We start from the raw sequence: 23,308 nt of genomic DNA, 5'->3' as shown, positions 1-23,308 counted from the left end.
GGCGCTGTCCCGACCTGATCAAGGCCTGCGACGACATCCCCCCGCCGCAGACATGACGAACCCCCGACCGCCGGCGGGGATTCCGCCAGCGGACTCGAACCATGCGATTTCCGTGACACCGTCACGCTGATCCCAGTGCTTGTTACGGCTCCGTGAGATCAACGATGCCGGTTCAGCCTGTCTATTGGTGACGGGGGGCGGAGCGCAAGCGTGGCGACGCAAAAAAACTGAAATAAATCGCCTTGACTCGCCAGACGCCGCGGAAATCTCGTAAGTATTTGAAAAATATACGTTTCGCTGCAGAGGCAAAGCGAATCGCGGAAAATCCATGACTTGCTGCGACCGCAAATAGTCACGGAACCGAAAAACGAAAAAGCCGGCGATGAAACCGCCGGCCTTTTCCTCTGTCAGATATCCGTATCGACCCTGAGCATCATCCCCGATGGGGGATGGGCGGTCGAATCAGAGAGCCGCGACTCGCTTGGTCAGGCGCGACATCTTGCGCGCCACGGTGTTCTTGTGAAGCACACCGCGCGCCACGCCACGCGCCAGTTCCGGCTGCGCCGCCTTGAGCGCTTCAGCCGCCGCCGACTTGTCGCCACCGGCGATCGCCGATTCGACCTTCTTCACGAAGGTGCGGATACGGGAAAGGCGGTTGCCGTTGATTTCGGCGCGACGTTCGTTGCGACGGATGCGCTTGCGGGCTTGCGGCGTATTGGCCATGTCTGTCCTGTTTCTGTCCTCTGGCGGGCCGTCCGGAGACGGACCGGGAAAATCCTGGTTGCTTGCACGTACAAGGCGGGCAAGCCCGCCGGAAAGCGGCGCCCATACCCACAGACGGGCGAATCGTCAACAGATTCGACCGGTTTCCGGCGCCTCGTCCTTCGAAGATGCCGATAAGCGCTTTATAGCCACCCCGCAAGCTCGCGCCGCACGAGCGCTTCGAGCAGGCGGACGCCCTCGTCCCCCGCGTTAAGGCAGGAAAGCGTGGCAAAGTCGGTTCCGCCCGCCGCCAGGAAATCATCGCGGCCCCGAATCGCCAGTTCCTCCAGCGTTTCGAGGCAATCGGCGGAAAAGCCCGGCGCGGCCACGGCGATCCGCCGCGTGCCTTTCGCGGCTTCAGCCTTCAGCACGGCGTCAGTGGCCGGCTCCAGCCAGCGGGCACGCCCGAACCGCGATTGAAAGGTCGTTTCGATCCGCAGGCCGGCATGCGTATCCGCAAAAGCCTCCTGCAGCAGCCGGGACGTCTTGCGGCAATGGCAGTGATAGGGATCGCCCAGATGCAGCGTGCGCTCGGGCATTCCGTGGTAGCTCAGCAGAAGCAGTTCGGGCACGAAGTCCAGCACCGCCATCTGGCGCGACAGATCGCGATGCAGCGCCGCGATGGCGAGCGGATCGTCGTGGTAGGGCGGCAGCGTGCGCAGGGCCGGCAGGCGGCGGCGGCTGGCGATCCACGTGCCGAGCGCGTCGAGGGCGCTGGCCGTGGTGGCGGCGCAATACTGCGGGTAGAGCGGCGCGAACAGGATGCGTTCGCACCCGGCCTCCACCAGCGCATCGAGTTCGCGCGCGATCGCCGGGTTCTGATAGCGCATAGCGTGGCGCACGATCACCGCATCGCCGGAATGCGCCTGCTCAAGCCGGGCCTGCAACGCCGCCGCCTGCGCGGCGGTGATCGCGGCCAGCGGCGATCCGTCCCTGCCCCAGACCTGGCCATAGGCATGGGCCGACTTCGCCGGCCGCGTGTTGAGAATGATGCCGCGCAAGATCGGCTGCCAGACCAGCGCGGGAATCTCGACCACGCGCCGATCGGACAGGAATTCCTTGAGATAGCGCTTCACCGCGCCGCGCTCGGGCGCGTCCGGCGTGCCAAGATTGACCAGCAGCACGCCGATCCGGCCGGTGGCGACCGGCGGGTGGTCGGCGGGCCGGTGATTGGCGGAGGATACGTTCACAGTCATGCGCGTCACAGACCTTCGGATAGCAGCGGCAACCGGCGAAACCGCAACCCCGTGGCCGAAAACAGGGCGTTGGCAATGGCGGGCGCGACCGCGACCACGGCCAGTTCCCCCGGATCGAACGGTTCCTCGCTGCTTTCGGCGAATGCAACATCGACTTTCGGGCAATCAGCCAGCAAAGGCAGGCCGAGCTGCGCGAGACGTCCCGACACCGGCAGCCCGCCGGCATAGGCCGTGCTGCCGCCGATGGCCTGCGCCAGCCCGAACACCAGCCCGCCCTCCACCTGCTGCCGGGCGATGTCCATGTTCACGATCCGGCCGATGTCGCAGAACACCGAAAGCCGGTCGACCCGGACCGCGCCTTCGTCCTGCCGGGCGGTGGCCACGACCGCGATGAAGCCGCTGCGCACCTGCCCCTTGCCTGTCGGCAGGTCCATGCGATGGCAGGCGATGCCCTGCCCCGAAGCATCCGCCCCGCCGCCCCACATCGCCATGCGCGCCACGCCGGAAAGGCAGGCGGCCAGGCGCGGCTGCCCGCCCAGCATGCCCATGCGGAACGCCAGCGGCTCCTGCCCGCCGGCATGGGCAAGTTCATCGACGAAGCTCTCGTTGCAGAAGGCGGCATAGCCATGGGCATTGCCGCGATAGCGCGCGGTCGGCAGCGGCAGGCTGGCCGCGATGTGATCGACCGCCTTTTCCGGAATGCCATAGAACGGCAAAGCCCCTTCGCAGGCAAGCGGATCGGCCCTCCCCTCGCTCGCTTCCAGCGCGTCGGGCACGCCACGGTCATGCAGCAGCCGCAGGCCGGATTCGATCGCGGTCGGCGGCAGCGCCATGCGCGCGCGCCAGCCAAGGACATGCTGCTTATCGGGGCTGAGCGAACCGGCCAGCTCGGCCGAAACCGGCGTGCGCGGCAGGCCGGCCAGCGATTCCTGCCAGCGCGACCAGACGAGTTGCACCGGGCGGCCCACCTGCCGCGCGATCGATGCCGCCTCCGCCGCCACGCGGCTGTCCAGCCGCGCATCGAAGCTGCCGCCGGCGTGCATCGGATAAACGATCACGTCCGCGCGCGAGACGCCGGCCGCCAGCGCGCCGGCGCGGCGCACCCGTTCGGGCGCCTGCGTCGCCACCCACAGCTCCAGCTTGCCGTCGCGCAGCCGCGCCGTGGCCGTGGCCGTTTCCAGCGGCGCGTGCAGCGCCGGCTCGACATCGTAGCGAGCGGCAAGCCCCAGTTTCACCGGCCCGGCCTTTTCCAGCAGGGCATCGGGATCGCCATCCGCGGCAACGCGGACGGGACGGCCCTTTTGCAGCGCGGTATTGAGCGCCTGGTCGATCGCGGCACTGTCCGCGATCGGGCCGGCCGCCCGGAACCGCGGCTCCATCGCCTTCACCGCCTTGTTCGCCGCGTGCCAGGTCGTCGCCACCGCCGCCAGCCAGCGCTTGGCATGGACCACGCCGACAAGTCCGCGCACGCCCGCCGCCGCGTCCTTGTCGTGGCTGGAGAGCACGCTGTTGCCCTGCGGCCCGTGCGCGATCGCGGCGAAGACCATGCCCGGCAACCGAACATCCCCCGCGAACACGAAGCTGCCGTCCGCCTTGGCCGGCAGATCGAGCCGGGGATAGCGTGGCCGCGCGCCTTCGGGGAAATCGCGCGGCCGTTCCGCCGGCGCGCCGGCGCGCAGCACCGGCGGATCGAGCGGATCATAGGCCAGCGCCTTTTCCAGCAGCGCGGCGAAGGCCAGCCGCTTGTCGCCATGGATCACGAAATGATCCCGTGCCTCGCACTCCTCCCAGCCGACGTTCCATTCCGCCGCCGCCGCCCGGGTCAGCATCGCCCGCACGCCGGCGGCGGCCGCGCGCAGCGGTTGTTCGAACGCCGCCAGCGCCGTGCCATCGGCGGTAATCATCAACGGTTCGCGTTCGGCCTTCAGCCGGGCGAGCACCCCGTCCGGATTCTCCGCCAGCCCCGCGCCAAGCGGCATCCACAGCGGCGCCCAGTGCGCGGCCAGCACCGGATCGGCATAGACCGGGCTGACCGGCGCGGGTTCCACGCCCACACGCCGCCAGTCCGCGCCCAGTTCCCACGCGACGATCTGCGCGACGAGCGTGGTGATGCCCTGCCCCATCTCGCAGAACGGCACGGCGACGCTGACCGCGCCATCCGCCGCCATCCGGATGAAGGCGTCGAAAACATGCTCGCCATCGCCCGCGCGCAATGGCGTGGCGTAGTGGCGCGGCACCAGCGAGAACGCCAACAGCAGGCCGCCACCCGCCGCGGCGGCGCCGGCCGCACCGACCAGCAGCCCCCGCCGGGTCAGCCGCCCGCCCAGCGCCACGCGATCAGCCCTGCCCGTCCAGCCAGCGCAACACGCCGCGCGCGATCGTGGCGAAGGCTTCGGCCTGCGGCCCTTCGCCCGCCGCCGGCGGGTGGCCCGCATCGCTGTCGCGCCGGATCGCCAGGTCCAGCGGCACGCGGCCCAGGAATGGCAGGTTCATGGTCTTCGCCGCCGCCTCCGCGCCGCCGATGCCGAACGGGTCGCTCTCCTCCCCGCAATGGGGGCAGATATAGCCGGCCATGTTCTCGACAAGGCCGATCAGCGGCACCTGCCCCTGTTCGAACAGCCCGATCGCGCGGGTCGCATCCATCAGCGCCAGATCCTGCGGCGTGGACACGATCACCGCGCCGGCGGGCTTGTGCTTCTGCAGCATGGTCAGCTGCACGTCGCCGGTGCCGGGCGGCAGATCGACCACGATGATCTCGGCATCCCCCCAGTGCGCGTCGATCAGCTGGCCCAGCGCGTTGCCCGCCATCGGCCCACGCCAGGCGATCGCCTGCCCGGGCTGGACAAGGTGCCCCATCGAGAGCATCGGCACGCCGAACGGACTAGGCACCGGGATCATCTTGTTGCCTTCGCCCTCCGGGCGGCGGCCCTCGGTCGCCAGCAGGCGCGGCTGCGAAGGGCCGTAGATATCGGCATCGACCAGCCCCACCTTGCGCCCCAGCCGCGCCATGGCGACCGCGAGATTGGCCGAGAGCGTCGACTTGCCCACGCCGCCCTTGCCCGAACCGACAGCGATGATGCGGCGCTGGCGCTTCTCCGCCGTCATCGCCAGCCGCACGTCCTGCGCACCCGCCTTGCGCGCGGCGTCGCGCACCGCCATTTCCAGCCGGTCCCGCTCCATGCGGTCCATCCCGCCGACGTCCAGCACGATCGTGGCGATGCCATCCGCGCCGCGCAGCGATTGCAGCCGCGCGCCAGCCAGTTCCTCAAGGGCGCTTCGCAGCGCGTCTTCGTTCAGACTCACGTGTTTTCCTGTTCTTCCGGGCCTTCCAACTCGCGCGCGTCCTAGCAGATGAATTTTGGGGAGGAGACACTGTTTTTCCGCGAAACCCGTTCCTATAACGACCTCATGAGCAGTTTTGGCGAGCGGATGACGCGCATCGGCCTGGCGATGGCCGGCAAGAAAAGCCCATGGGGCGATCCTGACAGCGCCGACGGCAGCGAGCCGGGCGGCGCCGCGCCTTCGGCCACGGGTGGCGAGGACGCCGATGCGCCGGACGGACCGGCGGGCGAAAAGCCGCAGGAGCCGAAGCAACCGAACGGCCCTCGCAATCCCTGGCTGCCGCCTTCGTCGGGCGAAGGTCGGCGCTCCGCCAGCATCGAGGACATCTTCCGCGCGCGCACCGGGCGCGGCCGTCCTGGCGGAGGCGATGGCGGCGGCAAGGGGCCGACGCTGCCGCGCCTGCCGCAGCGGCCGGACGGCAAGTCGTGGCTGCCGATCGGCATCGCGCTGGTCGCGGCCGTTTGGCTGGGCGCTTCCATGGTCCATCGCATCTCGCCGCAGGAAAAGGGCGTGGTCACCACGTTCGGCAAGTATTCGCGGATGCTGGACCCCGGCATGGCGCTGACGCTGCCCTGGCCGATCCAGTCGGTCGCGACGCAGGACGTCACCTCGATCCGCCGGGAATCGATTCCGGAAGGCGATGGCGAGAAGCTGATGCTCACGGGCGATCAGAACCTTGTCGACCTGTCGTACCTCGTGCGCTGGAACATCAAGAACCTGAAGCTCTATTCGTTCCAGCTGGCCGATCCGGACCAGACGGTGCGCGAGGTGGCCGAAGCGGCGATGCGCCAGTCGATCGCCGAAGTCACGCTGAACGACGCCATGGGCGCAGGCCGCGCCTCGATCGAACAAAGCGCGCGCGACCGGATGCAGAAGGTGCTCGACGCCTACCGTTCGGGCATCCTGATCCAGGGCGTGGACATCAAGAAGGTGGACCCGCCCGCCAAGGTGGTGGACGCTTTCAAGGAAGTGCTGGCCGCACAGCAGGACGCGCAGAGCGACGTCAACCGCGCGCAGGCCTGGGCGCAGCAAACCACCGCGCGCGCGCAGGGCGATGCAACCGCGTTCGACAAGGTCTATGAACAATACAAGCTGGCCCCGGAAGTGACGCGGCGCCGGATGTACTATGAAACGATGGAACGCGTGCTGAGCCAGACCGACAAGGTGATCGTCGAAACGCCGGGCGTCACGCCCTATCTGCCGTTGCCGCAACTGATGCAGCAACCCAAGCCCGCACCGACGGAGGGCCGCTGACATGGGCGGCTTCTTCGAGAACCTGTGGCGCGAACAGAAGGTGCTGCTCGGCGTGCTGGCCGCGGTGCTGCTGCTGGCGATCAGTTCGCTGATCGTCGTCGATGAAAAGGAACAGGTGCTGATCGTCCGGCTGGGCGATCCCGTGCGCGTGATCAACCGTTTCAGGCCCAACACCGACTACGGCCAGACCGGAGCGGGCCTGAGCTGGCGAATTCCGTTCTTCGAACAGGCCGTGCGCATCGACAAGCGCGTGCTGGACGTCGACCTGGAACGCCAGCAGGTGACCTCGGCCGACCAGCGCCGGCTGGAGGTGGACGCCTATGCCCGGTACCGCGTGATCGATCCGGTCAAGATGTACCAGACCGCCGGCACGGTGGACCGCGTTTCCGAACAGCTCCAGCCAATCCTCAATTCGGCGCTGCGCCAGGAACTGGGCAACCGCACCTTCGCCTCGCTGCTGACCGCCGAACGGGGGCAGGCCATGGCCAACATCCGCGCCGGGCTGGACAGCGAAGCGCGCGAATACGGCGCGCAAGTGATCGACGTGCGGATCAAGCGGGCGGATCTGCCCGACGGCACCCCGCTGGACAGCGCCTTCACCCGGATGAGCACCGCGCGCCAGCAGGAGGCGGCGACGATCCGCGCGCAGGGCTCGAAGAACGCGCAGATCATCCGCGCCGAAGCGTCCGCTTCCGCCGCGAAGACCTATGCCGACAGCTTCGGCAAGGACCCGGCGTTCTACGACTTCTACCGCGCGATGCAGAGCTATGACGCGACCTTCGCGCAGAAGGGCAGCAGCACCTCGATCGTGCTGTCGCCGGACAACGAATATCTGAAGCAGTTCAGGGGAAAGTAGGAACCGCGTCATTCAAATCCCGTTCATGCAACAAAGCGTGAAAAACGGGGCGGGATCTCACGCGGCGGCACTCCGCCCCAATCGAACAGACAAGAAGGAAATGGCCACGTGCGATATGCTTATGGTGTGACTACGGCCCTGCTCCTCGCCGGCAGCGCTCTGACGCTGGTCACCGGATTTCCCGCCGGGGCGCAGGTCGCGCAGAACGACAGCGCACAGATGCAGGCGGTCGTCCCCCGCGCCGGCGCGCCGGCCAGCTTCGCCGACCTGACCCAGCAGCTTCAGCCGGCAGTGGTGAACATCTCCACCCGCCAGCGGGTGAAGGTGCAGAACAACAATCCGTTCGCCGGCACGCCCTTCGGCGATCTGTTCGGCGGCGGCCAGGGCGGCGGCGGCACCACCACGCGCGAGGCGCAGTCGCTGGGATCGGGCTTCGTCATTTCCGCCGACGGCTATGTGGTGACCAACAACCACGTCATCACCGCCGACGGCCAGGGTGAGGTCGAATCGATCACCGTGACGATGACCGACGGCACCGATTATCCCGCCAAGCTGATCGGCCGCGATGCCGCATCCGACCTCGCGGTGCTGAAGATCAGCAGTTCCAAGCCCTTCCCGTTCGTGAAGTTCGGGGATTCGCGCAAGGCGCGCGTGGGCGACTGGGTGATCGCGATCGGCAACCCGTTCGGCCTGGGCGGCACCGTCACGCAGGGCATCATCTCGGCGGTCTATCGCAACACCGGTTCGGGTTCGGCCTATGACCGCTATCTGCAGACCGACGCATCGATCAACCGGGGCAACTCGGGCGGCCCGATGTTCGACATGCAGGGCAACGTGATCGGCATCAACAACGCGATCTTTTCGCCCACCGGCGGCAGCGTGGGGATCGGGTTCGCCATTCCCGCCGAAACCGCCGCGCCGATCGTGGACAAGCTGATCAAGGGCCAGGCGATCGAACGCGGCTATCTGGGCGTGCGGATCCAGCCGCTGTCGGACGATCTGGCCGCTTCGCTGGGTCTGGCCAAGAAGCGCGGCGAATTCATCCAGTCGGTGGAGCCGGGCCATGGCGCGGCCAAGGCCGGCATCCAGGCGGGCGACGTGGTCGTCTCCGTGGCGGGCAAGGAAGTGACGCCGGAACAGACGCTGTCGTTCATCGTCGCCAACACCGCGCCCGGCACGCGCATCCCGATCGAACTGGTCCGCAACGGCCAGCGCCTGACCGTGAACGCGGTGGTGGACAAGCGCCCGACCGAAGAGGAGCTGGCCAAGCAGAGCTTCGATCCCGACGCGCAGGATCAGGACGACAGCTTCGGCGGCAAGAGCCAGAGCCAGAAGCAGAACGGCACCGTGATCCAGCAGTCGCTCGGCCTGGCCGCCATTCCGCTGACCACCCAGATCGCCCGCCAGCTTGGCGCCAGCGACGATACGCGCGGCGTGGTGGTCACGGCGGTCGACGATTCGTCGGACGCCGGCTCCAAGGGGCTGCAGCGCGGCGACATCATCCTGTCGGCCAATTACCGCGCGCTGACCAGCATCGCCGATCTCGAAGCCGTGGTGCGCGCCGCCAAGGCGGAAAACCGCGAAGCCGTGCTGCTGCGCGTCCAGCGCCGCGGCCAGCCGGCGATCTACGTGCCGGTGCGCCTGCGCTGACCGCACGGGCGCGATAGCGGAACACGAAGAAGGAGGGCCTTACCGCCCTCCTTTTTTGTTGGCGGTTGGAAAGTGGGTGGCTGCCCACCCCCGGCCCCTCCCGCAAGCGGGAGGGGAGCGAGACTTGCGTCGCCGTAGGCGGCGCTAGTCGCAGCGGGGTGGGCTTTCCGCGCTCCGCGTTTGCATCTGATGGAACCAGCCTTCCCGACCGAGCGCAAGCAAACGATCAGGGGTTGCCCTGCCCTCCGCCAACGGTGGCGCGGGTGCCGCCGGTCGGTCGGGGGCGCGGTGCGGCCTGGCCGTTGGCGTCGTTCCGGCCCCGCCCGATCGCGCGGTCGAGGAAATCGTCGTTCGCGGCCGCCGGGCCGCTGCCATCGGCGCCGTTGCCATCGCGGTAGGTCGGCTGGCGTTCGCGCTGCGCCCCCGAGGGCGTGTTGCTGCCGATACCCGGCGCGCCGCCTGCTGGACCGTTCCCCGGCCCACCCGGTGCGCCGCCTGCCGGGGCCTGCCCGCCCTGGTCGACCAGATTGCCGTTCTCATCCACGTAGAAGTAGTTGTCGGAATTGTTGAGCAGGGCCTCGTCGTCGGGCTCGAGCTGCCATTGCGGCAGCTTGAGTTCGGTATCGAACTTCTCCGCCGGGCGCTTGGCGGTGGCGACTTTCATGTAGGCCGCGAACGCGCGCGCCGGCGCGGTGCCGCCCTGCAATCCCGGCACCGCGTGGGCATCGTCGCGCCCCATCCATACGCCGGTGGTGATGCCGCTGGAAAAGCCGAGGAACCAGCCATCCTTGTTCGAGCTGGTCGTTCCGGTCTTGCCTGCCACCGGCCGGCCGATCTGCGCGGCGCGGCCCGTACCGATGCTGACCGCCGTCTGCAGCAGATCGGTAATGCCGGCCGCGACATACGTGGGCACAAGCTGCTGCGACGCATCAGGGCGGTGGCTATAGACCACCTCGCCGTCCGTGGTGGTGATCTTGCGAATGCCATAGGGCGTGACCGACGCGCCCTTGTTCTGCACCGCGGCGAAGGCGCGCACCATGTCGATCACGCGCACGTCGGACGTGCCCAGCACCATCGAGGGCAACGTGTTGATCGGCGTGGTGATGCCGAAGCGGCGGGCCATGTTGGCCACCGCGCCGAAGCCTACCTCGTTGCCGAGCTGCGCGGCCACGGTGTTCTTGGAATAGGCGAAGGCGGTGCGCACGTCGATTTCGCCGGCGTAAGTGCCGCCCGAATTGCGCGGCGACCACCCGTCGATCGTGACCGGCGCATCGACCACGCGCGAATCCGGCGTGTAGCCAGCCTCGAGTGCGGCGAGATAGACGAACAGCTTCCACGCCGAGCCGGGCTGGCGCACGGCGTTGGTGGCGCGGTTGTAGTTGGACGTCACGTAATCCGTGCCGCCCACCATCGCCAGCACCGCGCCATCGCGGTCCACGCTGACCATCGCGCCTTGTGCGCCCTTGGGAGCATAGCCCTGAATCGCGCTGGTCGCGGCGCGCTGCATGACGGGGTCAAGCGTGGTCCAGACTTCGATCGGCTGGTCGTTTTCCGGCAGGATCAGGTCCAGTTGCGGCAGAACCCAGTCCGTGAAGTAGCGCGCGGAATTCTGCCCCTCCTCACCCGCCAGCTTCACGTCCTTGAAATTGACCGCCGCGGCGTCGGCGGGTGTGATCGTGCCGTTGCGCTGCATCACGTCGAGCACGACCTTGGCGCGCCCGACGGCGGCCTCGGCATCGGCAGTCGGCGAATAGTGCGAAGGCGCTTTCACCAGCCCGGCGATGATCGATGCCTCGGCCAGCGACAGGCGCTCGCCCGAATGGCCGAAGAACTTGCGCGCGGCGGAATCGACGCCATAGGCGCCGCCACCGAAGTATACCTTGTTGAGATAGAGTTCGAGGATCTGGTCCTTGGAGAACTTCTGCTCCAGCGCCAGCGCCAGCACCGCCTCGCGCAGCTTGCGGTCGAAGGTGCGGCTGTTGTTGAGGAAGATGTTGCGGGCAAGCTGCTGCGTGATCGTGGACCCGCCCTGCCGCCAGCGCCCGCTTTCGACGCGGACCATCAGCGAACGGGCAATGCCCAGCGGGTCCACGCCCCAGTGTTCGCGATAACGCCGGTCTTCCACCGAAACCATCGCATCGCGCATCACGCGCGGGATGCGATCGTAGGGAATCCACCGGCCGTAGCTTGGCCCCAGGGTGACGATTTCCGACCCGTCGTTGGCGCGTACCACGATCATCTGGCCGGCCTGGCTGGACTTCAGCTTCTCGTAGCTCGGCAGCGAGCGCGCGGTGACGAACACCGCCACCGCCGCGCCGATCACCGCGAGGAGCGCAAGGCCGCCGCCCCAGACGAAAATGCGCCGTATCCAACGGCGGAAGGCCGATGGCTTCTTCGGCGCGCGGGAAGAGCCGCCCGAATCCGGGCTGCGTGGAATATCCCGTCTGGCCATCAGTCTTCTACCGGACCTTTCCGTCTACTGCGAACCATGCTGGCGGGAGCAACACGGCATCCGGCATGGATGGCCCCCAACGCGAACCGCCCTTTGCATAGGCTATTTGTAACGCAGGGTTAATCGGAAGTTTTCCCGCGCGCGGAAAAGGCCCCTCCCGTCAGTCCTCGGGCGAAAAATCCAGCGAGGCACTGTTGATGCAATAGCGCAGGCCGGTGGGCGCGGGGCCATCGGGGAACACGTGGCCCAAGTGCCCGTCGCAGCGCGCACAGCGCACTTCGGTGCGGACCATGCCGTGTGTGACATCGCGGTGTTCGTCCACCGCCTCGGCCTCCATCGGCGCATAGAAGCTCGGCCAGCCGGAGCCGCTGTCATACTTGGTGGCGGCATCGAACAACGGCGCGCCGCAGCCGGCGCAGACATAGTCGCCCGCCGCCTTGTTCTTTTCGTACTTGCCGGTGAAGGCGCGCTCGGTGCCCGCCTGCCGCAGGATCGCGTACTGCTCCGGCGTCAGCCTTTCACGCCATTCGGCTTCGGTGAGGTTCAGCTTGTCGGCCATGGGGATCTCCTTTGCCGCGCATATGGGGTCAGTCGGGAAACTCTACAATGAGCACCGCGCCATCGTGCCCGGCCACGCGCATCCGCGCGCCGACCGGCGCATCCGGGCCGCGCACCAGCCATTCGGTATCACCCTGGCGCACGCGTCCGCCGCCGCCGTCGATCGCCTGGACGACGGTGACGCTCTGGCCGATCAGCCGCCCGCCGCGATCGTTGAGCAGGGGATCGGCCGAAACCACCGGATTACGGGCCAGCCAGCGCCGCGCCGCAAACAGCACGCAGCCCGCCAGCACGGCGAACAGCACCACCTGCGCGGCCAGCGCCACCGGCAGCGCCGCCGCCACGAAGCCCGTGAGCAGCGCCGCCGCTGCCAGCCAGATCAGGAAATACCCCGGGGCGACGAGTTCCGCGATGGCCAGCGCGACTCCCAGCGCCAGCCAGCCCCAGTGCGGCGCCAGGGCGTCAAGCACGGCCTATCCCCGATTTGTCCGCCCCCGCCTTGTCCGCCGGTGCGGGGTTGGCCCGGGGCTTCACCGCATCGCCGATCAGTTCCCCGATACCGCCCAGCGAGCCAATCAGTTGCGTCGCCTCCACCGGGAACAGGATGGTCTTGGCGTTGGGCGAAACCGCGAACTGCTGCACCGCCTCCACATATTTCTGCGCCACGAAATAGTTGAGCGCCTGCGTGCCCGAAGACGCGATCGCCTCGGACACGACCTGTGTGGCCCGTGCCTCGGCCTCGGCCGCGCGTTCGCGCGCCTCGGCATCGCGATAGGCCGCTTCGCGCCGCCCTTCGGCTTCGAGGATCTGCGCCTGCTTCTGCCCTTCGGCGCGCAGGATTTCCGCGCTTTTCAGCCCCTCGGCCTCGAGAATCTGCGCGCGCTTCTCGCGCTCGGCCTTCATCTGGCGCGCCATGGCGTTGGAAATGTCCGCTGGCGGGCGGATGTCCTTGATCTCGACGCGCGTGATTTTGAGGCCCCAGGGCGAGGTGGCGTGATCGACCACGGCCAGCAGGCGGGCATTGATCTCGTCCCGCTTGGACAGCGTCTCGTCCAGGTCCATCGACCCCATCACCGTGCGCAAGTTGGTGGTAGTGAGTTGCATGATCGCGACGAAGAGGTCCGATACCTCGTAGGCCGCCTTGCCCGCGTCCAGCACCTGGAAGAACACGATGGCGTCCACGCCGACCATGGCGTTGTCGCGGGTGATGATCTCCTGGCCGGGGATGTCGAGCACCTGCTCCATCATGTTGACCTTGCGCCCGACGCGATCGACGAACGGCATGATGAAATGCAGGCCGGGCGTGGCCGCCAGGGTGAACTTGCCCAGCCGCTCGATGGTATAGACATAGCCCTGGCGCACGACGCGGACGCCGGTGAAGAAATAGACGGCAACGAGCACCGCCAGCAGAACGAGAACGCCTTCCATCGCCACCCCCATCACTTCGATGCCGGAGTCTAGCGCACGGCGCATTCCAGCCAAGCACAAACCGCTCCGGCCAACGAAGCGCGATGGAACCTGATCAATAGTGCGATTTCTGATCCGGCTTCGCGAGGTCGTAACAGTGGGCGATGTCGTACTTTTCGACACCCCCGCCCTCGTCGAACGCTTCCTTGAGCATGGCGTCGTGCGCCTCGGCGATCGCCCGGTCGGCCTGGTCGCCGCTCCTGCCCGCGGCGATCAGCGCTTCACGCTCGCGCGCGGTCAGCACCGAGGCCAGCGTCTTCATGTCCTGCGCCGCCGGCGTCATGCCCTCGCGCCCGTGAATTTCCTCGAAGGCGAGAGAGAGGATCGCGGTGCATTGCAGAAGGTCGGGCGCGCGCAGTGGCGGAACGGTCTTGTCCAGCAGCGGAAGACAGGCGCGCATCTGCGCAGCCAGCACAGCATCCGCGGGATCGGCACTGGCGCCCTTCTGCAAGGTGCCGACATCGGCCACGATCAGATCGCGCACCTGTTCGCGCGTCAGGCCGGCTTCGGCGACGACCCGCGTGCTTACCTCGACGAAATAGCGCTTTCCCCGCACGGCCAGCGGCGGGAACGCGAGCGCGGCAGGTGCCCCGTTGGCCTGCTCGGACGCAACGATCGCGAAGACGGCGGCGCATTGCAGCGCGGCGCGGTGTTCCGGGGTCAGGCTGTCAGCTGTAACCGCATCGGCGGCCGCATCCGCCGCCACGGCCGGGGATGCCGGCAGGGCAGATGGAACAAGCAACGAAAGCGCGGCAAGCGCGGCGGGAATGCGCATGGTCAGGCTATAGGCGCGGCGTGCGCAAAAAAGAAGCCGCGAGCATGACGCTCGCGGCCCTGGCAGGTTTGGCGTGTCCGGCAGGGTAGCGGGAGGACACGAGCTGGAGAAAAGATCGGATCGGCCGGGCGCTTGTTAAGGCCCGGATCGATCCTTCAGGCCAGAATCAGGCCTTCCCGCCGTTGCAGCGGGCAAGTTCCTCGGCGGAAAGCTCGCCGTCCGGCGTGGCGAAGCGGGCGATCGTGCCGACCTTCTGGGAAATGCGCGCACAGACCATCGCGGGGCGCGAGGTGTCGCGCGCGCCCGAGCATTCCGATCCGGTGCAGGACCAGGCAACGCCGTGTTCGATCAGGCGCTTGGGCGCATCGAGAGCCGTTGCCAGGGTAACGGAATAGTAGCCGCCCGCTGCGTGCGAAGGCGTGGCGGTTGCGGTGAAACCGGCGACCGTTCCGACCAGCGCGAGAACGGCAGGCGCAAGCTGGCGCAACGCGCCATGGCGAAGTGCAATCATGATTCTTCCCCTTTTTCATGGCAAGGAAATCATGGGGTCCTTGGAGAGGGTCGATTTCCGTTGCGAATCGTTTCCTATATCGATAAGTTTTAAGTTGCAACTAAAAACTTAAATAGGCCGACGATATGGGGTACAAGCGCGACGACATGCACAAACTTCACGAACCCCTTGCCGAGATCGGACAGTGTGGCCTTCCCGTGGCGCTGGAAGCCATGGGCGAGCGCTGGTCGTTCATGATCCTGCGCGCCGCCCTGAACGGCGTCCGGCACTTCGAGGATTTCCTCGACGAGCTTGGGATCGCCCGGAACATCCTTTCAAACCGCCTGTCAAGGCTGGTCGAAGCAGGCATTCTCAAGCGCGAGCATTGCGCCGACGATCGCCGTCGCATCGAATACCGGTTGACGGAAAAGGGATTCGACCTGTTGCCGGCCATGCTGGCATTGCGCCAGTGGGGCGAGAAATGGCAACTCGGCGTCGCCGCCAATCCGGTGCTGTGCGACGCGCGCGACGGCAGGCCCATCGCGCCGATCACGATCCGCGCGCACGACGATCGCCAGTTGAAGCACAGCGACCTCACCTGGCGTGATCTGGCGGATGTGGAAGCGGAAGAAGCGGGCGGCGTTGCTGCCGGAACAGCTCCGGTCCGCATCGTCGGGTAGCAAGCCCCGCAGACTATCTGCAAAAAGAACCCGGGAGCGGGGGGCTGAGGTCCGCCCCCGGGGTGCAGATTACCGGCTGTGGACCGGTCCGCGCTTGATCGAGGCGAATTTCGCCCGCGCATTGTTCAGCGCGCTGTTATAGCAAGTCCGTTCGGACACCTGCTCGTTCAGAGAAGCGCGATCGGTGCCGATGCCGCAGACACCGCGGGCCGCGCTGCGCAGGCGGGCGTCGAACGCGGACTGTCCGTGCGGCGTGGAAAGGTCGAGATCGGCATAGTCCACCGCGCGGGTTTCCTGGGCAAAGGCGGGCTGCGCGGCGATGGTCAGGCCCAAAAGGGCAGTAGCGAAAGCGGTCTTGGTGAGAGCGGTCATGGTCTGGTCCTCAATCTGGTGTCCGGAACCGTTTGGCGGTCGATCCCGGAAGGGGGGCTGCGACGGCAGATCGGGGTATGGGGGGCAACGCCGTCGCTGAAGTTGTCCTACGCCGCCCCGCCCCGTCGCGCCCGCCGTCATCGACAAGGCAGGAAGTCCCGCCGACGAGAAGCGACCGCGTCCGATGAACGACCGTCCTGATCCGGTGAACCGCATGGGCCGCATGTTGCTGACAACCGGGAAGAAGAGTTCTATCGTTACGCGGCAATGGACATTTTCGTCACATTCCTGCTCGGCATCGGCAATTTCGCTCTGCACCGGGCAGTCCTGGACAGCGGCCATCCGCTGCTGGGCAAAATGCCTTGGTTCTATCACGGCCTCCACCGGCGCTTCAGCTTCGCGGTCGAATTCCTGATGCTGTTTGCCGGGCTGCTGCTGACCGCGCAGGGCATTGCGTGGGGGCCGGTCGCCTACCTCGGCTATACCGCGCTCAACGGCCTATCCGCGTGGCTGATCCTGAGCGACCGTATCTGAACCGGTCCGGGAACCACGCGCGCCCAGCCGCATTGCCCGAACGATGGACCGAACCCCGCCAATCTGGCTGGTCGCCAACGCGGCCAGCGGCAGCAACAGCGACGACGCGCTCGACGACCTGATGGCCAGACTGGCCGCCACCGGGAGAGAACCGGCGCGCGTCGTGCGCTTTCCTGACGATGCCCTGCCGGCGCGCGCCGATCTCGACCGCGAAGGCATCGGCATGCTTGCGGTGTTCACCGGGGACGGCACCGTCAACGCGCAGTGCACGCGGCTCTATGGCTGGCAAGGCGACGTGCTCGTCTTGCCGGGCGGCACGCAGAACCTCATGGCCAAGGCGCTGCATGGCGAAGACGTGTCTGTCGAAGGCGTGGTTGCGGCGCTGGAACAGGGCAGCCTCTCATCCACACGCCGCCGCCTGATCCGCTGCGCGCAAGGCGACGCCCTGTGCGAGATCGTGGCCGGCCCCGGCGCGGTATGGGCCGACGTGCGCGAGGAAATCCGCGACGGCGACCTGGGCGGCATCGCGACATCGCTGGGCGAAGCGATTCGCCGCAGCGCCTCGGACCCCGGCGTGACGATCGTCGAGCCGGCAACGGGGCGCGAGGAAGGCTACCCCGCCATACGCCTTCACCCCGGCGCTGCGGGCATGGCTGTCGATGCCTATGGCCCGCAGGACATCGCCGGCATCGCACAGCAAGCGGGCGCGATCCTGCGGCGGGATTTCCGCACTGGCCCGCACGACAAGCTGGGCGAACACGATCGCGTGCGCTGCCGCTCCGAGGAACCGATCGAACTGATGATCGACGGCGAACGCCGCACCGGAGCGCGCGAAGAGACGTTCGAAATCATGGACTGCGACGTGAATTTCCTGTCTAGCATCCGGCAGCATGAGTAGCTCTGCCCCGATCCGGATCTTCCATCTCAGCGACATCCATTTCGGGCTGGAGGACCGCGAGGCGCTGGCCTGGGCGCGCGAAAGCATCGCGCGCGAACGGCCCGACGCGGTGGCCATCACCGGCGACCTGACGATGCGCGCGCGCCACCGCGAATTCGCCGCCGCGTGCGACTGGATTCTTTCGCTCGATGCCGCCGTGACGGTGGAGGTGGGCAATCACGACCTGCCCTATTTCAACCTCTTCGAACGCTTCACCGATCCCTATCGCCGTTTCCGCCGGATCGAGGCGCTGGTCGAGCGCGCGATTCCGGTCAACGGCATCGCGATCATCCCGCTCAAGACCACGGCACGCGCGCAGCCGCGCCTCAACTGGTCGAAAGGCTGTGTGACCCGGCGCGCGCTGGCGCAGACGCTGGCGGCGATCGACGCGCTTCCCGTGGGCGTCCGCGCCATCGTTACCGCACATCACCCGCTGGTGGAGGCCGGCACGCGCGGCAAGGCGCTGACGCGGGGAGGATCGCGCGCGCTGGCGGAACTGGCGAAGCGCGATGTGCTGGCCGTGCTTTCCGGCCACGTCCACGATCCGTTCGACCTGATCCACCCCACCCCAAACGGCCCGGTCCGCATGATCGGCGCGGGCACGCTTTCGCAGCGGATCCGCTCGACTCCGGTCAGCTTCAACGAACTGACGATCGCGGACGGCCGGATCGACGTGCGCGTGCGAAATATGGAGCGCGTGCCAACGCGCGCCATGCAGATCGACGACATCCCCGAAGACGCCCTGCCCCCGCGGGAGACCGGCGCGCCGGTGGCCCCGATCGGCGCCGTGCCCGACGTCGATCCGCCGGTGCATTGAGCGCGGCGCGACACGCGCTATAGGGCACCCATGTCCGCAAACCTTTCCACGCCGGTCGTCACGCGCTTCGCGCCATCGCCCACCGGGCGGCTCCATGTCGGCAATATTCGCACGGCGCTGCACAACTGGCTGCTCGCCAAGCGCCACGGTGGCCGCTTCCTGCTGCGCATCGACGATACCGATGCCGAGCGCAGCCGCGAGGAGCATGTCGAAGCGATACGCGCCGATCTGGCGTGGCTGGGCCTCCATCCCGAAGGCGAGGAGCGCCAATCGGCGCGCTTTGCGATCTACGAAGCCGCGTTCGACCGGCTGGTCGCCGCCGGGCGGCTCTATCGCTGCTACGAGACCGCCCAGGAACTCGATCTCAAGCGCAAGGTCCTGCTCGGGCGCGGTCTGCCGCCGATCTACGATCGCGCCGCGCTGCACCTGTCCGAAGCCGATCACGCGGCCAGGGCGGCGGCGGGCGAAAAGCCGCACTGGCGCTTCCTGCTGGACCACGACACGCCGATCGCATGGCACGACGGCATCCGCGGCCCGCAACACTTCGATCCGCGCCAGATGTCCGACCCGGTGGTACGCCGCGCCGACGGATCGTGGCTCTACATGCTGCCCAGCGCGATCGACGATGCCGCCATGGGGATCAGCGACGTGTTGCGCGGCGAGGACCACGTTTCCAACACCGCCACGCAGATCCAGATGTTCGGCGCGCTGGGGGCGGAGCCGCCGCGCTTCGCCCACGCCGCGCTGCTGACCGGCACCGAAGGCAAGCTCTCCAAGCGGCTGGGCTCGCTGGGGGTCGCCGATCTGCGCGAGGCGGGGATTGAACCCGAAGCCCTGATCGCCATGCTGGCGCGCCTGGGAACGTCGGACCCGATCGATCCCGCGCTGGATGCGGATGCCCTGGCCGCCGCGTTCGACCTTTCCCGGTTCGGCCGCGCGCCGGCGCGGTTCGACGATGCCGAGCTGCACCGCATCAACGCCGCCGTGGTCCATCGCCTGCCCTTCGCGCGCGTGGCCCATCTCCTGCCCGAAGGCATGACCGAGGTCGCCTGGGAAACGATCCGCCCCAACCTGGCCCATATCGGCGAAGCGGCCGACTGGTGGCGCGTGGTGACCGGGCCGGTCAGGGCCCCCGAGGCCGACCCCGAGACGCGGGCCTTCCTCGATCAGGCAGCGACGATCGCCGCCGGGATCGACTGGGCGTCCGACCCCTGGAGCGCATTGACGGCGACGCTCAAGGACGCGACCGGGCGCAAGGGCAAGGCCCTGTTTCTGCCGCTGCGGCAGGCACTCACGGGCATGGACCACGGGCCGGACATGAAGGCGCTGCTGCCGCTGATCGGCAAGGCCGAAGCAATCGGACGGCTCAGCCCCGCGCCCTGACGCCGAAGCGGGTCAGGCGCTGCCCGTTTCGCTCGCCAGCAAGGCGGGATCGATGCCGTGGATGCGCCAGGTCGCGGCCCAGCGCGCGCCGACCGGCGTATCGAACAGGATATCCGAACTGCCGTCCGCCGCGAACCAGCCGTGCCGCCGCATCTCGCCTTCGAGCTGGCCAGGCGCCCAGCCGGCATAGCCCAGCGCGATCAGCCAGTGCCGTGGCCCGCGCCCCTCCGCGATGGCCCGAAGGATGTCGAGCGAAGCGGAAAGCCCGCACAGCGGATGCACGTCGATCGTGCCCGCCCCGCCCCAGTCCCGCGAATGGAGGACGAACCCGCGCGATGGTTCCACCGGACCGCCATGGAGCACCGGCCCATCGGGCGCGACACCGGGATCGATGCCCACGTCTTCCAGAAGGCCGTGCAGGGTCACACCATCACGGGGCTGGCCAATGCCGATGCCCATTGCGCCGTTTTCGTCGTGCACGCACATCGCGATCACCGCGTGGTCAAAACGCGGATCGCCCATGCCCGGCATGGCCAGCAGGATCCGGCCGGCGAGGTACTGCGCTTCAGGCATGTGAAACCGTATCCTTTCGAGCCTCCCGCACCCCATCATGACGCAGCTGGACGACCGGCACAACGGGACGAATCGTCGGGCATTTGATACCGGTCAACCCATATTAGGCAAAACTGATTAATCCGAGTCGCGATCCCTTTTGAACGCAATGGCCCGGTTCGGCGGAATGCCGGCCAAGGGGCCGTTCGGACCAGGAAGGAACGCGCCGTGCTGCGCCTGATGCTTGTGCTTCACGCTGTCATCGCCACCACCCTGATGGGGGCTGGAATCACCGCCGCGCTGGCGGCAGGTTATGTTGCCAAGGGGCCGATCCTGGCCGCCGCGCTGGGCGGCTTCGTTCTGGCGTTCCCGGCAAGCTGGCTGATCGCCCGCCAGATCGTGGCGCGCGCGGGCTGAAACCCGCCCGCATCCCGTCAGGCTGCGACCGCCTTCATCTCGTGTTCGCCGGCCGCTTCCAGCAGGCGCTTCTCCACCGTTTTCAGCCTGTTTTCGGCGGCCACCTTCTCACCCAGCACATCGGTGACGTAGAACGTATCGACCGCGCGCTCGCCATAGGTAGCGATATGCGCGGAATGGACGACCAGCCGCGCCTCGAACAGCGCGCGCGCCAGGCGGTTAAGCAGAGCGGGCCGATCGCGCGCGCCCACCTCGATCACGGTGAAGCGGTTGGACGCCTTGTTGTCGAAGATCACGATCGGCTGGACCTCGAACGCATCGGCGCGCGGGCGGGCCAGCGGGCGCGCCGCCAGTTGCGGCACCAGCTTGACCCGGTTCGCCAGAGCATCGCCGATCATGGCCTTGAGCCGCCCGATCTGGGCCTCTTCGCTGAACGGACGCCCAAGCGGGTCCTGCACCAGGAAGTTGTCGACCGCCGTACCGTTGCGCGCGGTGTGGATGCGCGCGTCGATGATGTTGCCGCCGGCCAGATGGATGCCGCCCGCGATGCGATAGAACAGCCCCGGATGGTCCGCCGCCATCACCGTGACCAGCGTCGCCCCGCGCGCCGGGTAGTATTGCGCCTCGACCGATAGCGGCTGCCCGTGCGCGCGGTCGAGCTGCTGGAGGTTGAGCGCGATGATGTCCTCCGGCTCGGCGATCCAGTAGGCTTCGCCCAGCTGGCGGCCGGCGGTGCCGATCAGGTTGTCCCGCTCGCGCAGGATCTCGCCCACCGCCTTCTTCTTCGCCGCGATCCGTTCCGCGCGCCCATGCTGCTTGTGGCCCAGCCGCAGCATTTCCTCCGTCGCCAGGAACAAGTCGCCCAGTAGCTGCCGCTTCCAGCCGTTCCAGATGCCAGGGCCGACGGCGCGAATGTCCACGATCGTCAGGACCAGTAGCAGGCGCAGCCGCTCGACGCTTTGAACCGTGCCGGCGAAATCGGCGATGGTCTTGTAGTCCGCCAGATCGCGCTTGAACGCGGTGGCGCTCATCAGAAGGTGCTGGCGAACCAGCCAGGCGACTAGTTCGGTTTCCGCCGCCGACAGCCCGAGCCGCGGGCACAGCTTCATCGCCACTTCCGCGCCAAGGATCGAATGGTCCCCGCGCCGGCCCTTGGCGATATCGTGCAGCAGCGTGGCGACATAAAGCACGCGGCGCGACGCGACCTTGGCGATCACGTCGCTGGCCAGCGGATGATCGTCGCGCGCCTCGCCCTTCTCGATCCGCGCCAGCAGGCCGATCGCGCGGATCGTATGCTCGTCCACCGTGTAGTGGTGGTACATGTCGAACTGCATCTGCGCCACGACACGGCCGAAATCGGGCACGAAGCGGCCGAACACACCCGCCTCGTTCATCCAGCGCAACACGGTTTCGGGATCGTTGCGACTGGTCAGGATGTCGAGGAACAGCGCATTGGCGCGCGGGTCCTTGCGCACGCGGGCATCGATCAACCCGGCATCGCGCTGGGCCAGCCGCATCGCTTCCGGATGGATTTCCATCGCCTCGCGATCGGCGAGCGCGAACATCTCCAGCAGCCGCACCGGCTCCTTGCGGAAGAAATCGTCGCCAGTCACGGTGATGCGCCCGGCATCGATGGTGAACACGCCCACCTTTTTCTTCCGCCGCCGGAATGCCGCGAAGAACCCGCGCTTCTGGCGGGCAAACTGTTCGTCCAGCTGCGCCAGGAACACGCCAGTCAGCGATCCCACCTGCTTGGCCTGCAGGAAGAAGAACTGCATGAACCGTTCGACCGCGCTCTTGCCCGGCCGGTCGGCGAAGTTCATGTGCATGGCGACCTCGCGCTGGAGATCGAACGTCAGCCGGTCCTCGGCCCGGTTCGTCAGCGCGTGGAGATGGCAGCGCACCGCCCAGAAGAAGTTCTCGGCGCGCCGGAACTGGCGGTATTCGTCGGCGGTCAGCAGACCCACGTCGACCAGTTCGCTGGGATCGCGTACCTTGTGGATGTACTTGCCGATCCAGTAGAGCGTGTGAAGATCGCGCAGCCCGCCCTTGCCTTCCTTCACGTTCGGCTCGACCACGTAGCGGCTGTCACCCAGCCGCTTGTGCCGCTCGTTGCGCTCGGCCAGCTTTTCGGAAACGAACTGCCGTTCGGTGCCAGTAACGACCTCGGCCCAGAAGCGGCGCGAACCTTCCTCGAACAGTTCGCGATCGCCCCACACGTAGCGCCCTTCGAGCAGCGCGGTGCGGATGGTCAGATCGCTGCGCGCCATGCGCACAAGTTCGTCCAGCGAACGGCTGGAATGGCCAACCTTCAGCCCCAGATCCCACAGGAAATAGAGCATCGCCTCGATCACCTGTTCGCACCACGCCGTCGGCTTGATCGGCGTGAGAAAGGCGATGTCGACATCGGAATGCGGCGCCATTTCGCCCCGGCCGTATCCGCCCACCGCCAGCACGGCGATCCGTTCGCCGGTGCTGCGGTTGCTGGCGCGATAGACGTCGCCGACGACGTGATCGTAAATCACGCGGACCAGCTGGTCGATCAGGAAGGCGTGCCCCTGCGCGCATTCGTAACCGGCGGACGGCTTTTCCGACAGCCGCCGCATCAGCTCCGACCGCCCGCGCGACAGCGCATCGCGCAGCAGTTCGACCACGACAGGCCGTGCCTTGTCGCGATGCTCGGCCACGGCGGCGGCCACCGCGTCGGTCAGGGTACGCCGATCAACGATCGCGCGCTGGTGCGGAAGGCGGGGAAGCGTCATGGCGGCTCTATAGAAGGAGCGGGGTTGACGGGAAACCACGAAGTCCTCCGTG

At 67.6% G+C, this 23,308-nt stretch carries 22 protein-coding genes; 9 read left to right on the top strand and 13 right to left on the bottom strand.

Translation table 11 applies throughout. The features are described from left to right. Nucleotides 1-462: 462 nt before the first annotated feature. The 4 genes from rpsT to EH199_RS14540 form a co-directional block, all read right to left on the bottom strand. Nucleotides 463-723: a 30S ribosomal protein S20 gene (rpsT, locus tag EH199_RS14555; protein WP_124810021.1), complete on the bottom strand. Its 261-nt coding sequence runs from the start codon at nucleotides 721-723 to the stop codon at nucleotides 463-465. A 182-nt stretch (nucleotides 724-905) separates the two neighbouring features. Then, nucleotides 906-1,958, bottom strand: a complete 1,053-nt coding sequence (hemH, locus tag EH199_RS14550; RefSeq protein WP_124810020.1) for a ferrochelatase — start codon at nucleotides 1,956-1,958, stop codon at nucleotides 906-908. A 5-nt stretch (nucleotides 1,959-1,963) separates the two neighbouring features. After that, on the bottom strand, nucleotides 1,964-4,291 hold the full coding sequence (locus tag EH199_RS14545) for a molybdopterin cofactor-binding domain-containing protein (protein WP_223806691.1): 2,328 nt from the start codon (nucleotides 4,289-4,291) through the stop codon (nucleotides 1,964-1,966). Between the two features lie 4 nt (nucleotides 4,292-4,295). Then, a complete protein-coding gene (locus EH199_RS14540; RefSeq protein ID WP_223806696.1) occupies nucleotides 4,296-5,063 on the bottom strand; it encodes an Mrp/NBP35 family ATP-binding protein in 768 nt (255 codons plus the stop codon). A gap of 303 nt (nucleotides 5,064-5,366) precedes the next feature. On the opposite strand from EH199_RS14540, the gene hflK reads away from it, so the two are divergent. The 3 genes from hflK (at nucleotide 5,367) to EH199_RS14525 (ending at nucleotide 9,060) form a co-directional block, all read left to right on the top strand. Further along, the gene (gene hflK / locus EH199_RS14535) at nucleotides 5,367-6,554 is read left to right on the top strand and encodes a protease modulator HflK (protein WP_223806690.1); all 1,188 of its coding nucleotides are present in this window, start codon (nucleotides 5,367-5,369) and stop codon (nucleotides 6,552-6,554) included. Nucleotide 6,555: 1 nt separating this feature from the next. Continuing rightward, entirely contained in the window at nucleotides 6,556-7,410 is an 855-nt protein-coding gene (gene hflC / locus EH199_RS14530) for a protease modulator HflC (protein ID WP_124810018.1), read from the top strand. A 108-nt stretch (nucleotides 7,411-7,518) separates the two neighbouring features. Next, nucleotides 7,519-9,060 carry a Do family serine endopeptidase gene (locus EH199_RS14525; protein WP_190287280.1) on the top strand — a complete coding sequence of 514 codons (1,542 nt, stop codon included), beginning with the start codon at nucleotides 7,519-7,521 and terminating at the stop codon, nucleotides 9,058-9,060. Nucleotides 9,061-9,286: 226 nt separating this feature from the next. On the opposite strand, the gene EH199_RS14520 is transcribed toward EH199_RS14525, so the two are convergent. The 6 genes from EH199_RS14520 to EH199_RS14495 all read right to left on the bottom strand — a co-directional run bounded on the left by EH199_RS14520 (nucleotide 9,287) and on the right by EH199_RS14495 (nucleotide 14,823). Beyond that, nucleotides 9,287-11,512: a transglycosylase domain-containing protein gene (locus tag EH199_RS14520; RefSeq protein WP_124810017.1), complete on the bottom strand. Its 2,226-nt coding sequence runs from the start codon at nucleotides 11,510-11,512 to the stop codon at nucleotides 9,287-9,289. Between the two features lie 160 nt (nucleotides 11,513-11,672). After that, nucleotides 11,673-12,071, bottom strand: coding sequence for a peptide-methionine (R)-S-oxide reductase MsrB (gene msrB / locus EH199_RS14515; RefSeq protein ID WP_124810016.1), 399 nt, complete (start codon nucleotides 12,069-12,071; stop codon nucleotides 11,673-11,675). Nucleotides 12,072-12,099: 28 nt separating this feature from the next. Further along, a complete protein-coding gene (locus tag EH199_RS14510) occupies nucleotides 12,100-12,540 on the bottom strand; it encodes an NfeD family protein (protein ID WP_124810015.1) in 441 nt (146 codons plus the stop codon). Beyond that, complete coding sequence (locus EH199_RS14505) at nucleotides 12,533-13,498, bottom strand: SPFH domain-containing protein (protein WP_124810060.1); 966 nt, start codon at nucleotides 13,496-13,498, stop codon at nucleotides 12,533-12,535. Before EH199_RS14505 ends, EH199_RS14510 begins: the two co-directional genes overlap by 8 nt. A 94-nt stretch (nucleotides 13,499-13,592) precedes the next feature. Beyond that, nucleotides 13,593-14,312, bottom strand: a complete 720-nt coding sequence (locus EH199_RS14500; protein ID WP_124810014.1) for a hypothetical protein — start codon at nucleotides 14,310-14,312, stop codon at nucleotides 13,593-13,595. A 166-nt stretch (nucleotides 14,313-14,478) separates the two neighbouring features. Beyond that, nucleotides 14,479-14,823 (bottom strand): hypothetical protein, encoded by a 345-nt coding sequence (locus tag EH199_RS14495; RefSeq protein ID WP_223806689.1) that lies wholly within the window; start codon nucleotides 14,821-14,823, stop codon nucleotides 14,479-14,481. Nucleotides 14,824-14,969: 146 nt separating this feature from the next. Between EH199_RS14495 and EH199_RS14490 the strand changes: the two genes are divergently transcribed. Beyond that, complete coding sequence (locus EH199_RS14490) at nucleotides 14,970-15,482, top strand: helix-turn-helix domain-containing protein (RefSeq protein ID WP_124810013.1); 513 nt, start codon at nucleotides 14,970-14,972, stop codon at nucleotides 15,480-15,482. Between the two features lie 69 nt (nucleotides 15,483-15,551). Here EH199_RS14490 and EH199_RS24420 read toward each other — a convergent pair whose 3' ends face one another. Continuing rightward, on the bottom strand, nucleotides 15,552-15,854 hold the full coding sequence (locus EH199_RS24420) for a UrcA family protein (RefSeq protein ID WP_190287279.1): 303 nt from the start codon (nucleotides 15,852-15,854) through the stop codon (nucleotides 15,552-15,554). 267 nt (nucleotides 15,855-16,121) lie between these two features. Between EH199_RS24420 and EH199_RS14480 the strand changes: the two genes are divergently transcribed. From EH199_RS14480 to gltX, 4 genes are read left to right on the top strand one after another with little or no spacing between them, the layout of a single operon-like run. Next, entirely contained in the window at nucleotides 16,122-16,388 is a 267-nt protein-coding gene (locus EH199_RS14480) for a hypothetical protein (RefSeq protein ID WP_124810011.1), read from the top strand. Nucleotides 16,389-16,431: 43 nt separating this feature from the next. Beyond that, nucleotides 16,432-17,286: a diacylglycerol kinase family protein gene (locus EH199_RS14475; protein WP_124810010.1), complete on the top strand. Its 855-nt coding sequence runs from the start codon at nucleotides 16,432-16,434 to the stop codon at nucleotides 17,284-17,286. Then, complete coding sequence (locus EH199_RS14470) at nucleotides 17,279-18,142, top strand: metallophosphoesterase (protein WP_124810009.1); 864 nt, start codon at nucleotides 17,279-17,281, stop codon at nucleotides 18,140-18,142. Before EH199_RS14475 ends, EH199_RS14470 begins: the two co-directional genes overlap by 8 nt. Before the next feature lie 30 nt (nucleotides 18,143-18,172). Beyond that, on the top strand, nucleotides 18,173-19,525 hold the full coding sequence (gltX, locus tag EH199_RS14465; protein ID WP_124810008.1) for a glutamate--tRNA ligase: 1,353 nt from the start codon (nucleotides 18,173-18,175) through the stop codon (nucleotides 19,523-19,525). Between the two features lie 12 nt (nucleotides 19,526-19,537). On the opposite strand, the gene EH199_RS14460 is transcribed toward gltX, so the two are convergent. Beyond that, nucleotides 19,538-20,098 (bottom strand): YqgE/AlgH family protein, encoded by a 561-nt coding sequence (locus EH199_RS14460; protein ID WP_124810007.1) that lies wholly within the window; start codon nucleotides 20,096-20,098, stop codon nucleotides 19,538-19,540. Between the two features lie 207 nt (nucleotides 20,099-20,305). On the opposite strand from EH199_RS14460, the gene EH199_RS14455 reads away from it, so the two are divergent. Next, nucleotides 20,306-20,494 (top strand): hypothetical protein, encoded by a 189-nt coding sequence (locus EH199_RS14455; protein WP_124810006.1) that lies wholly within the window; start codon nucleotides 20,306-20,308, stop codon nucleotides 20,492-20,494. A 17-nt stretch (nucleotides 20,495-20,511) separates the two neighbouring features. Here the strand turns inward: EH199_RS14455 and EH199_RS14450 are convergent, their stop codons facing one another. Continuing rightward, entirely contained in the window at nucleotides 20,512-23,256 is a 2,745-nt protein-coding gene (locus EH199_RS14450) for a [protein-PII] uridylyltransferase (RefSeq protein WP_124810005.1), read from the bottom strand. Nucleotides 23,257-23,308 lie beyond the last annotated feature (52 nt).

Origin of the sequence: Novosphingobium sp. LASN5T (assembly GCF_003856955.1) — a bacterium.
Classification (GTDB): domain Bacteria; phylum Pseudomonadota; class Alphaproteobacteria; order Sphingomonadales; family Sphingomonadaceae; genus Novosphingobium.
This window is presented reverse-complemented; position numbering and strand designations above follow the sequence as displayed.